Origin of the sequence: Dyella sp., from assembly GCF_035277725.1 — a bacterium.
In the GTDB taxonomy this organism is placed as follows: Bacteria; Pseudomonadota; Gammaproteobacteria; order Xanthomonadales; family Rhodanobacteraceae; genus Dyella_B.
Genome location: NZ_DATEJY010000103.1, coordinates 1 through 11995, shown reverse-complemented (window position 1 = coordinate 11995; position 11995 = coordinate 1). Strand labels below are relative to the sequence as shown.

The window sequence follows — 11995 nt, the reverse complement described above, 5'->3', positions numbered from 1 at the left end:
TCCTCCGATGGGGAAGCGGCGCGTGGCCGCATCGAAGCCCTGCTGGCAGGCGTGCTGAATTCCGAGCGCGCCACGCAGACGATGTAAGCAAGCGCTACCGTCGGCTTTTTGACCTTTGGCAGAATTTCTTGCGTGCAGGGCGCGTCGTGCGTCCGTGCAGCGTTATTGCACGCCCCGCGACCATCGATTTATTGCAAGAAACATCCCATGGTGCGCCACACAAGGCTTGTCGGGCCACCCATGCCCGCTGATACAATATCGTGATCCCCGGGCTTGTCCTGAGGAACGTCGAGCGCCCACATCTGCATCCACAGAGCTGGACAGCCCGCTGATTTGAACTTCCGGACCGTTTGCCCCAACGGTCGCTGATGCACTCATGTGGTGCGGAGGTAAGTTAAACCGTGCTTGCCGAATATTGGCCCGTTCTCCTGTTCCTTGGCGTTGCCACAGGGCTGGGTGTCGTCCTCCTCATCATCGGCCTGCTGGCTGGTCCTCGCCGTCCGGAGTCAGAGAAACTCTCGCCGTACGAGTGCGGCTTCGAGGCCTTCGAGGATGCGCGCATGCAGTTCGACGTGCGCTACTACCTCCTCGCCATCCTCTTCATCATTTTCGATCTGGAAATCGCCTTCCTGTTTCCATGGGCGGTGGTGTTCCAGCACATCGGCATCGTCGCGCTGATTGAAATGGCGCTGTTCCTGTTGCTGCTGGTGGTCGGTTTTGCTTACGTGTGGAAGAAGGGAGCACTGGAATGGGAGTGATCTCCTCCATTGACCGGGTGATGCACAACCCGCAGCCGTTGAACCTGGTGGATGACATTCTGCGTCCGGCTGGCGACAACCCTGTCATGCAGCGCGGCTTCGTCACCACGTCGGTCGATGCCCTGATGAACTGGGCGCGCACCGGTTCCATGTGGCCGATGACGTTTGGTCTCGCCTGCTGCGCCGTGGAAATGATGCATGCCGGTGCCGCACGTCTGGATCTTGATCGTTATGGCGTGGTGTTCCGTCCGAGCCCCCGCCAGTCCGACGTGATGATCGTGGCCGGCACGCTGGTCAACAAAATGGCCCCTGCGCTGCGCAAGGTCTACGACCAGATGCCCGACCCCAAGTGGGTGATCTCCATGGGCAGCTGCGCGAACGGCGGCGGCTATTACCACTACTCGTATTCCGTTGTACGCGGCTGCGATCGCATCGTGCCGGTGGACATCTACGTGCCGGGCTGCCCGCCTACGGCCGAAGCGTTGATCCACGGCATTCTGCAGTTGCAGAAGAAGATTCGTCGTACCAGCACCATCGCGCGTTCCTAAAAGGCGCAGTCAGTCATGAGCGATACGCAAACTAACTCGCTGGCCGAGCGGCTTGCCGCGCGGTTCGGCGACAAGCTCACCGTTTCCACCAGCCATGGCGCTGTGACGGCCGTGGTGGATGCAGCCAATCTGCTGGCCGTGGTCACCGCACTGCGCGACGAAGCGGGCTTCCGTTTCAGCGAGCTGGTCGACCTGTGCGGCGTGGATTATCTCGGCTACGGCCAGACCGAGTGGGATACCACCGACGTATCCGGCAACGGTTTCTCGCGTGGCGTGGAAGGCGAGGCGGTTGGTCGCTTCAGCTGGGATGATCGTCCGCGCAACGTGTCGATGCCCAAGCGCTACGCCTCGGTGTTCCATCTGCTGTCGATCGAACTCAATCAGCGTCTGCGCGTACGCGTGTTCTGCGACGACAACGATCTGCCGGTGGTGCCTTCGCTCACGGGTATCCACCCGGGCGTGAACTGGTTCGAGCGCGAGGCGTTCGACCTGTTCGGCATCATCTACGAAGGCCATCCGGATCTGCGTCGCATCCTTACCGATTATGGTTTTGTCGGCCATCCGTTCCGCAAGGATTTCCCGCTGATCGGCAACGTGGAAGTGCGCTACGACCCCGAACAGAAGCGCGTGATCTACGAACCGGTGTCGATCGAGCCGCGCGTGCTGGTGCCGCGCGTGATCCGCGATGACGCCGACTTGATGCAAGCGAAGGCGGAAGCCGCCGATCATTGGCGGGAGAATTGAGCATGGCGAGCCAAGAAATTCGCAATTACACGATGAACTTCGGCCCGCAGCATCCGGCCGCGCACGGCGTGTTGCGCCTGGTGCTGGAAATGGATGGCGAAACGGTTGTCCGTGCTGATCCACATATCGGTCTGCTCCATCGCGGCACCGAGAAGCTGGCCGAATCCAAGCCGTTCAACCAATCGATCGGCTACATGGACCGTCTCGACTACGTGTCGATGATGTGCAACGAGCACGCCTACGTGCGCGGCATCGAAACCCTGCTGGGTATCGAGGCGCCGATCCGCGCCCAATACATCCGCACCATGTTCGACGAGATCACTCGCATCTTGAATCACCTGATGTGGGTCGGTTCGAACGCGCTCGACCTGGGTGCGATGGCGGTGTTCCTGTATGCCTTCCGCGAACGCGAAGAGTTGATGGACTGCTACGAAGCCGTCTCCGGCGCGCGCATGCATGCCACCTACTATCGTCCGGGCGGTGTTTATCGCGATCTGCCGGGAAAGATGTCGCAGTACCGCGAATCGCCCTGGCACAAAGGCAAGGATCTGCAGCGCCTCAACAGCTGGCGCGAAGGTTCCATGCTCGACTTCCTCGATGCCTTCACCGCCGACTTCCCGAAGAAAGTCGACGAATACGAAGAGCTGCTCACCAACAACCGTATCTGGAAGCAGCGTACCGTCGGCATCGGCGTGGTCTCGCCGGAAATGGCGCAGCAGTGGGGCATGACCGGCGTGATGCTGCGTGGCTCGGGCATCGCCTGGGATCTGCGCAAGAAGCAACCGTATGCCAAGTATGCCGACGTGGATTTCGACATCCCGGTAGGCGTCAACGGCGACTGCTATGACCGTTACCTGGTGCGCATCGAAGAAATGCGCCAGGCCAACCGCATCATCAAGCAGTGCGTGGACTGGCTGCGCGCCAACCCCGGCCCGGTGATGGTGGAGAACTTCAAGGTCGCGCCGCCCAAGCGCGAGGCCATGAAGGAAGACATGGAAGCCCTGATCCATCACTTCAAGCTGTTCACCGAAGGCTATGGCGTACCGGCCGGCGAAACCTACGCGGCGGTCGAAGCGCCGAAGGGCGAGTTCGGTTGCTACCTGGTTTCCGACGGTGCCAACAAGCCGTTCCGCGTGCATTTGCGCGCACCGGGTTTTGCCCATCTTTCGTCGATGGATGTCCTCGTACGCGGCCACATGCTGGCCGACGCGGTGGCAGTGATCGGCACCTATGACCTCGTGTTCGGCGAAGTCGATCGCTGAGCCCGGAGGATAAGCACACATGAAAGCCACCGGAAATTACGAGCAGGTCAAGCACGTCGATCCGCTCGCCGTGCTCACCGAGCACACGCGCCATCACATCGATCATTGGCTGACCAAGTTCCCGCCGGATCGCAAGCGCTCTGCGCTGATCCAGGCGCTATTTGCCGCGCAGGAACAGAACCACGGCTATCTCACCGACGAGCTGATCACGGCAGTCGCCAAGTACATTGACGTGCCGGCGGTGTGGGCCTACGAAGTGGCCAGCTTCTACTCGATGCTGGAAACCGTGCCCGTGGGCCGCAACAACGTTGCGATCTGCACCAATATCTCGTGCTGGCTCAATGGTGCCGAAGACCTCGTGCGTCATTGCGAAAAGAAACTCGGCATCAAGCTGGGCGAAAGCACGCCGGACGGCCGCGTGTACCTGAAGCGCGAAGAAGAATGCATTGCCGCATGTGTGTACGCACCGGCAATGACGGTCAATGGCCATTACCACGAGCGTCTCACGACCGAAAAGGTCGACGAGATCCTCGATGGTCTCAAGTAAGGGCAGGGCAATGGCAGTCGGACCCGCACCCCAAGAGCACCAGGTTGTCTACACCACACTGCATTTCGACAAGCCGTGGTCGATGGACAGCTATCAGCAGGCGGACGGTTACAAGGCATGGAGAAAAATCCTCGCCGAGAAGCCCGATCCCGCGTCGATCGTCGAGATCGTCAAGAACAGCAATCTGCGTGGCCGTGGCGGCGCAGGCTTTCCGACCGGCTTGAAGTGGTCTTTCATGCCGAAGGGCAACATGCAGAAGTACATCCTCTGCAATTCCGATGAATCGGAGCCCGGTACCGCGAAAGACCGCGACATCCTGCGCTACAACCCGCATTCGGTAGTCGAAGGTCTGGCCATTGCTTGCTATGCCACCGGCTCCACCGTGGCCTACAACTATCTGCGTGGTGAATTCCATCATGAGCCTTTCGAGCATTTCGAAGAGGCGCTGAAGGAAGCCTATGCAGCCGGCCTGCTCGGCAAGAACATCCAGGGCAGCGGCATCGACGTGGATATCTACACCGCGCTCGGCGCCGGTGCGTACATCTGCGGCGAAGAAACCGCACTGATGGAGTCGCTGGAAGGCAAGAAAGGCCAGCCGCGCTTCAAGCCGCCGTTTCCGGCCAATTTCGGCCTGTACGGCAAGCCCACCACGATCAACAACACCGAAACCTATGCCTCGGTGCCGGCGATCCTGCGCAACGGCGCCGAGTGGTTCTTGAATCTCGGCAAGCCGAACAATGGCGGTCCGAAGATTTTCTCCGTGTCCGGTCACGTCAACAATCCAGGCAATTTCGAGGTTCGTCTTGGCACCTCCTTCAAGGATCTGCTGGAGATGGCCGGTGGCGTTCGCAACGGCAACAAGCTGAAAGCCGTGATCCCTGGCGGTTCCTCGATGAAGGTGCTCAACGCCGACGAAATGATGGCTGCCACCATGGATTACGACTGCTTGCAAAAAGCAGGTTCGGGCCTCGGTTCTGGCGCAGTGATCGTGATGGACGAAACCACTTGCATGGTGAAGGCTTGCCATCGCATCGCGCGCTTCTACTTCAAGGAATCCTGCGGCCAGTGCACGCCATGCCGCGAAGGCACCGGCTGGATGTATCGCGTGCTGACGCGCATCGTCGAAGGCAAGGGCACACCGGACGACCTGCATCGCCTGAAGGCGGTAGCTGGTCAAATTGAAGGCCATACCATCTGCGCATTCGGCGAAGCCGCCGCGTGGCCGGTGCAAGGCTTCCTCGCCAAGTTCTGGCATGAATTCGAATACTACGTGCAGCACGGCCGCTCGATGACCGAGGACCGTCTCGCCGACACCCGTGGAGTTGCTGCATGAGTGCGCAGCCAGCCAATACTGCACCTGACCTCGTCAACATCGAGATCGATGGCAAACCCACGCAGATTCGCAAGGGCGCCATGATCATCGAGGCGGCCGACAACGTCGGCATCGCCATCCCGCGCTTCTGCTATCACCGCAAGTTGCCGATCGCCGCCAACTGCCGCATGTGCCTGGTGGACGTGGAGATGGGCGGCCGCATGATGCCCAAGCCGCAGCCGGCTTGCGCCACGCCGGTGGCCGAAGGCATGAAGGTCATCACGCGTTCCGACAAAGCGCTGAAGTTCCAGCGCGACGTGATGGAATTTCTGCTGATCAACCATCCGCTCGATTGCCCGATCTGCGATCAGGGCGGTGAGTGCGAACTGCAGGATATTGCGCTCGGTTACGGCCGCAGCGTGTCGCGCTACACCGAGCGCAAGCGCACCATCGCCGACGAAAACCTCGGTTCGCTGGTTGCCACCGAAATGACTCGCTGCATCCAATGCACGCGCTGCGTGCGCTTCACCAGCGAGATCGCCGGCACGTACGAACTCGGCGGCATGAGCCGTGGCGAGAACCTGCAGATCGGCACCTACATCGGCAAGGCGCTGGAAACCGAACTCTCCGGCAACGTCATCGACGTGTGCCCGGTCGGCGCGCTCACCAACAAGCCGTTCCAGTTCAAGGCGCGCGCCTGGGAACTGATCGCCAAGCCGTCCGTGGCCTATCACGATGCGCTCGGTTCCAACCTGTGGCTGCATACGCGTCGCGGCGAAGTGCTGCGTACGGTGCCGCGCGACAACGAAGCCATCAACGAATGCTGGCTCTCCGACCGCGATCGCTATAGCAACGAAGGCTTGTACGCCGCCGACCGCCTGCATGCGCCGGAAGTGAAGCGCAACGGCCAGTGGCAGCAGACCACCTGGGACGATGCGCTTGCCGTCGCCGTCGAAGCGCTGAAGAGCGTGCCGGGCAGCGAACTCGGCATGCTGGTGCATCCGGCAACGACCAGCGAAGAAGGCGAGCTGCTGGTTCGCCTCGCGCAGGGCCTGGGCAGCGCGCACATCGATCATCGTCTGCGCCAGCTCGACTTTGCCGACAACGCGGTCGCGCAAACCTTTGCCATGCCGGTTGCCGACGTGGACAAGGTCAAGGCAGCTCTGCTGGTCGGTTCCGACCTGCGCTACGAAATGCCGCTGCTCAACCACCGCATCCATCAGGCGGTGAAGAAGGGCGCCAAGGTTTACGCGGTCAATCCGGCCGAGTTCAACTTCAACTACAACCTGGCTGGTGAAGCCGTGGTGCCGCCGCACTACCTGGTCGATTCGCTGCTGGTGCTGGCCAAGGCGTTGATCGAAGGCGGTGTTGCGCAACCGGACTTCATTTCGGGCGAATCGCTCGCGCCGCTGCAAGCGACCGACAAGGCTCGCGAAGCCGTCGAAGCGCTGAAGTCCGGCCACGCCGTGGTGATCCTCGGCGAAGCGGCGGTGACGCATCCGCAGGCTTCGTGGCTGCGCGCCGTGGCGCGCTTCATCGCCGAAGCAACCGGCGCCGCTTACAACGAGCTGCCGGTTGGCGCCAATGCTGTGGGCCTTGCCAAGGTCGGCGTGCTGCCGGGCAACGGTGGTTTGAATGCCCAGGCTATGTTGGCGCAGCCGCGCAAGGCGTACCTGCTGTACGGTTTGGAGTTCCCGCACGATTTCGCCGATGGCGCGGCTGTCAGCCATGCATTGAACGGCGCACAGCACATCGTGGCCTTCAGCGCCTTCGCCAATGCAGCACTGCGCGACGTCGCCGACGTGATCCTGCCGATCGGCTTGCTGCCGGAAATCGCCGGCACGCTGGTGAACGTCGATGGTCTTCTGCAGCGTGTGGAAGCGGGCGCCAAGGCTCCGGCCGAAGCGCGCGCGGGCTGGAAGGTGTTGCGTGCACTGGGTGGCCTGATGAAGCTGGCCGGCTTCGAATTCGACGATATGGCCGGCTTGCGTGAAGGTATGTCCGAACGCAAGGCCGCGATGTCGCGGAACCTGGCCGAGCGCAAGCCGGCGCAGGGCCTGAGCCGGCTTGCCACGTGGTCGATCTATCGCAGCGATGCGGTGGTCCGTCGCGCCACTTCGCTACAGGCGCATCCGCTCAACCGTACGCCAGCCGTGCGCGTGAACGCGAACGAGGCGCAGCGTCAGGGCGTGGGCGACGGCGACAAGATCAAGTTCGCGAACGCTGTCTTGTTGCCGCTAGCGATCGACGACACGCTGCCCGATGGCGCCGTGTGGATCGATGCTGCCCATGATCAGACCGCGACGTTGCCGCCGTACGGCGCGGCTATCACCTTGAGCAAGGCGTAACCCATGGATCAATTAATCCATCAACTCCTGCTGCCGCTTCTCTACACGATTGCAGTTGTATTGCCGCTGGTCATCGCAGTGGCCTTGTACGTGTGGTGGGAGCGCAAGGTCATCGGTTGGATGCACGTCCGCATGGGGCCCAACAAGGTGGGGCCGTTCGGTTTGCTGCAGGCCTTCGCCGACGTGGTGAAGCTGCTGCTGAAGGAAGTGATTCTTCCCACCAATGCGAACAAGGCGTTGTATTACCTGGCGCCGCTGATCGGCCTGGTGCCGGCGCTCGCGGCGTGGGCTGTCATTCCGTTCTACAACAAGGTTGCGTTGTCCAACGCCAACGCCGGCCTGTTGTATCTGTTGGCGATGACCTCGCTGGGTGTGTACGGCATCATTCTCGCCGGCTGGTCTTCGAACTCGCGCTACGCACTGCTGGGAGCGATGCGTTCGGCCGCGCAGGTGATCTCTTACGAACTGGCCATGGGCTTGTGCCTGGTGTGCGTGCTGGTACTGGCGGGTAGCCTGAATCTCACTGACATCGTGAATGCGCAGGTTGGCCACAAGGGCATCGGCGACTGGTTCATGTGGCCGTTGCTGCCGGTATTCGTCGTCTACTTCATCTCGGGCGTGGCCGAAACCAACCGTGCACCGTTCGACGTGGCGGAAGGCGAATCGGAAATCGTCGCCGGCTTCCACGTGGAATATTCCGGTTCGGCGTTCGCGCTGTTCTTCCTGGCCGAATACGCCAACATGATCCTGGTCAGCTTTCTGGCTGCGATCCTGTTCTGTGGCGGCTGGCTGAGCCCGTTCCCGGACAGCATTCCCGTGCTAGGCGTGGCCAACCCGGTGTGGCTGGCGATCAAGGTCTTCGTGTTTGCCACGCTGTTCCTGTGGTTCCGTGCCACCTTTCCGCGCTATCGCTATGACCAGATCATGCGTCTGGGCTGGAAGGTGTTCATTCCCATCGGCATCGTCTGGGTGCTGGTTGCCGGCTGCATGAAGTACTACGGCTGGGTCCACGTCGGCACGGGAGGCTAAGGAAAAAACATGTCCCGCGTTACCAATTACTTCAAGAGCCTGCTGCTCATCGAGCTGCTCAAAGGCATGGCGCTCACGCTTCGGTACATGTTCTTGCCGAAGTACACGATGCGCTATCCGATGGAGCACATCCCCAAATCCAACCGCTTTCGCGGGCTGCATGCGTTGCGCCGCTACGCCAATGGCGAGGAACGCTGCATCGCGTGCAAGCTGTGCGAGGCGGTGTGTCCGGCATTGGCCATCACCATCGATTCCGCGCCGCGCGCCGGCGATGGCCAGCGCCGCACCACGCGTTATGACATCGACCTGTTCAAGTGCATCTACTGCGGTTTCTGCGAAGAAAGCTGCCCGGTGGACTCGATCGTCGAAACGCACATCCACGAATATCACTTCGAGCATCGCGGTGAGAATGTGGTGACCAAGCCTCAGCTGCTGGCCATCGGCGACCGCTTCGAAGCGGATATCGCGGCGGCTCGCGCTCAGGATGCGGCTTACCGCTAAGGACATATCCATGATTGACACGTCCTTGTTCCAACTCATCTGTTTCTATGCCTTCGCCGCGGTCACCGTGGTGGCGGCGCTATCGGTGATTACGCTGCGCAACTCGGTGCATGCCGTATTGGCGCTGGTGCTTACCTTCTTCAGTACCGCCTGCATCTGGATGCTGGCCGAGGCCGAATTCCTCGCCATCGCCCTGATCGTGGTCTACGTCGGCGCCGTGATGGTGCTGTTCCTGTTCGTGGTGATGATGCTCGACATCGACCAGGAAAAGCTGCGCGAGGGCTTCGTGAAGTTCCTGCCGGTTGGCCTGATCGTGGCCGTGGTGATGCTGGTGGAAATGCTCGGCCTGATCGGTGTGCGCGTGATGCACGTGCAGACCATGGGCCAGAACCCGGCCACCGCCGCAGGTTTGTCCAATACCGCATGGCTGGGCATGGCGCTCTACACGCAATACCTGCTGCCGTTCGAGATTGCCGCGCTGATCCTTACCGTTGGCGTGATCGCCGCTGTGGCTCTGACGCTGCGTCACCGCACCGGTGCGCGCAAGCAGCATCCGAGCGAGCAGGTGGCGGTCAAGGCGACCGATCGCGTGCGCATCGTCAAGATGGCGGCGGAGCGCCCGGTCGACACGCAGCCCGCAGCACCGGCCCAGGAGCCCAAGCCATGATTACGCTTTCGCATTACATCGTGCTGGGCGCGATCCTGTTCTGTATTTCGGTGGCGGGCCTGTTCATCAACCGCAAGAACGTGATCGTGCTGCTGATGGCGATCGAGCTGATGCTGCTTGCCGTCAACATCAACTTCGTGGCCTTCTCCCGCTTCAGTCATGACGTGGCGGGCCAGGTCTTCGTGTTCTTCATCCTCACCGTGGCCGCGGCGGAATCCGCGATCGGCCTGGCGATTCTGGTCCTGCTGTTCCGTAATCGCAGCACGGTCAACGTTGCCGAAATCGACAGCATGAAGGGCTGAGCATCATGGAACTTTCCTCCTCCATCCTGTTGACTATTGCGCTGGCGCCACTCGTCGGCTGCCTGTTTGCGGGTTTCCTCGGCAAGCAGATCGGCCGCGCTGGTGCGCACAGCATCACCATCCTCGGCCTGCTGATTTCCTGCGGCCTGTCGTTCTACGTGCTGTACCAGATCGTCTTCGCCGGCGCTCCGGTCTATAACCACAACATCTACACCTGGTTCGAGATCGGCAAGTACACCGCCACGGTCGGTTTCCTCATCGACCATCTCACCGCGATGATGATGGTGGTGGTGACCTTCGTGTCGCTGCTGGTGCATGTGTACACCATCGGCTACATGGCGGACGATCCGGGCTACCAGCGTTTCTTCAGCTACATCTCGCTGTTCACCTTCTCGATGTTGATGCTCGTGATGAGCAACAACTTCCTGCAGCTGTTCTTCGGCTGGGAAGCGGTGGGCCTGGTGTCGTACCTGCTGATCGGCTTCTGGTACAAGCGTCCGACGGCGATCTTCGCCAACCTCAAGGCGTTCCTCGTCAACCGCGTGGGCGACTTCGGCTTCCTGCTGGGTATTTCGGCCGTGCTGTTCTTCCTGGGCACGCTGGATTACGCCACTGCGTTCGCTACGGCACCGACGCTGGTAGGCAAGACGCTGGCGCTGACCCAGAACATCCACTGGGATGCCGCCACGGTGATCTGCATCCTGCTGTTCATCGGCGCGATGGGTAAGTCGGCGCAGGTGCCGCTGCATGTGTGGCTGCCCGATTCGATGGAAGGTCCCACTCCGATCTCCGCGCTGATCCACGCCGCGACGATGGTGACCGCGGGCATCTTCATGGTGGCGCGCATGTCGCCGCTGTATGAGCTGTCGGAAACCGCGCTGAGCGTGGTGTTGGTGATCGGCGCCACCGGTGCGCTGTTCACCGGCCTGATCGGCATCGTGCAGAACGACATCAAGCGCGTGGTAGCGTATTCCACGCTGTCGCAGCTGGGCTATATGACGGTGGCGCTAGGCGTGTCCGCCTATGCCGGCGCGGTGTACCACCTGATGACCCACGCGTTCTTCAAGGCGTTGCTGTTCCTGGGCGCGGGGTCGGTGATCATCGCCATGCACCATGAGCAGGACATGCGCTACATGGGCGGCCTGCGCAAGTACATGCCGATCACCTGGATCACCATGTGGATCGGTGCGCTGGCACTGTGCGGTGTGCCGTTCTTCTCGGGTTTCTACTCGAAGGACGCGATCATCGAAGCGGTACAGCATTCGCATCGCTGGGGTTCAGGCTACGCTTACTTCTGCGTGCTGATCGGCGCGTTCGTCACGGCGACGTATACGTTCCGCCAGATGTACCTGACCTTCCACGGCAAGGAGCGCTTCCGCGTCGAGCATCATCATCACGATGCGCATGGTCACGACCAGGGCAAGGACACGCATGCACACGAACATCCGCTGCATGCTGACGTCCATGGTCCTCACGCGCATGCGATGACCGATGAGCCGGCCAAGCACGGCGAGCACGGCGGCCATGAGCCGGGCGTGTTGGAACACGCGCCGAAGGAATCGCCCTGGGTGGTGACGCTGCCGCTGGTCCTGTTGGCGATTCCCTCGCTGGTGGTGGGCTGGTTTACCGTCAAGCCGATGCTCTATGGCGGCTGGTTCGGTGGCGCCATCCATGTCAACGAATCCAACGACGTGCTGGGCGAGATGGCGAAAGAATTCCAAGGTTGGGCTTCGGCCGGCTTGGAAGGGTTACACCAGTTGCCATTTATCTTCGTGGTCGCGGCCTTCCTCATCACTACGTACATCTACCTGTTCAATCCATCGCTGGCAGGCAAGATCAAATCCGCGCTCAAGCCGTTCTGGGTCATCCTCGACCGCAAATACTGGGTCGATGACATCTACTTCGCGATCTTCGCCCGTGGTGGCGTGAAGCTGGGTCGCATGTTCTGGAAGGGTGGCGATGCGGCCGTGATCGACG

Annotated in this window: 12 protein-coding genes; all 12 read left to right on the top strand. The window is 61.3% G+C overall.

Annotated elements, in window-relative coordinates:
* The first annotated feature begins 401 nt into the window (after positions 1-401).
* Entirely contained in the window at positions 402-758 is a 357-nt protein-coding gene (locus tag VJR68_RS09305; RefSeq protein WP_126682813.1) for an NADH-quinone oxidoreductase subunit A, read from the top strand.
* Positions 749-1306, top strand: coding sequence for a NuoB/complex I 20 kDa subunit family protein (locus VJR68_RS09300; RefSeq protein ID WP_196240313.1), 558 nt, complete (start codon positions 749-751; stop codon positions 1304-1306). The genes VJR68_RS09305 and VJR68_RS09300 overlap by 10 nt, the downstream gene beginning before the upstream one ends.
* 15 nt (positions 1307-1321) lie before the next feature.
* A complete protein-coding gene (locus VJR68_RS09295) occupies positions 1322-2050 on the top strand; it encodes an NADH-quinone oxidoreductase subunit C (RefSeq protein ID WP_324147393.1) in 729 nt (242 codons plus the stop codon).
* A gap of 2 nt (positions 2051-2052) precedes the next feature.
* A complete protein-coding gene (locus VJR68_RS09290) occupies positions 2053-3312 on the top strand; it encodes an NADH-quinone oxidoreductase subunit D (protein ID WP_324147392.1) in 1260 nt (419 codons plus the stop codon).
* 19 nt (positions 3313-3331) lie between these two features.
* On the top strand, positions 3332-3859 hold the full coding sequence (gene nuoE / locus VJR68_RS09285) for an NADH-quinone oxidoreductase subunit NuoE (protein WP_324147391.1): 528 nt from the start codon (positions 3332-3334) through the stop codon (positions 3857-3859).
* A gap of 10 nt (positions 3860-3869) precedes the next feature.
* Positions 3870-5192 (top strand): NADH-quinone oxidoreductase subunit NuoF, encoded by a 1323-nt coding sequence (gene nuoF / locus VJR68_RS09280; RefSeq protein ID WP_324147390.1) that lies wholly within the window; start codon positions 3870-3872, stop codon positions 5190-5192.
* Complete coding sequence (nuoG, locus tag VJR68_RS09275; RefSeq protein ID WP_324147389.1) at positions 5189-7519, top strand: NADH-quinone oxidoreductase subunit NuoG; 2331 nt, start codon at positions 5189-5191, stop codon at positions 7517-7519. Before nuoF ends, nuoG begins: the two co-directional genes overlap by 4 nt.
* A 3-nt stretch (positions 7520-7522) precedes the next feature.
* Positions 7523-8548 carry an NADH-quinone oxidoreductase subunit NuoH gene (nuoH, locus tag VJR68_RS09270; protein ID WP_324147388.1) on the top strand — a complete coding sequence of 342 codons (1026 nt, stop codon included), beginning with the start codon at positions 7523-7525 and terminating at the stop codon, positions 8546-8548.
* Positions 8549-8557: 9 nt separating this feature from the next.
* Entirely contained in the window at positions 8558-9049 is a 492-nt protein-coding gene (gene nuoI / locus VJR68_RS09265) for an NADH-quinone oxidoreductase subunit NuoI (RefSeq protein ID WP_324147387.1), read from the top strand.
* A 10-nt stretch (positions 9050-9059) separates the two neighbouring features.
* The gene (locus VJR68_RS09260; protein ID WP_324147386.1) at positions 9060-9716 is read left to right on the top strand and encodes an NADH-quinone oxidoreductase subunit J; all 657 of its coding nucleotides are present in this window, start codon (positions 9060-9062) and stop codon (positions 9714-9716) included.
* The gene (nuoK, locus tag VJR68_RS09255) at positions 9713-10018 is read left to right on the top strand and encodes an NADH-quinone oxidoreductase subunit NuoK (RefSeq protein ID WP_126682804.1); all 306 of its coding nucleotides are present in this window, start codon (positions 9713-9715) and stop codon (positions 10016-10018) included. The genes VJR68_RS09260 and nuoK overlap by 4 nt, the downstream gene beginning before the upstream one ends.
* A gap of 5 nt (positions 10019-10023) precedes the next feature.
* A partial coding sequence (gene nuoL, locus VJR68_RS09250; RefSeq protein ID WP_324147385.1) for an NADH-quinone oxidoreductase subunit L occupies positions 10024-11995 on the top strand: 1972 nt, incomplete at its 3' end.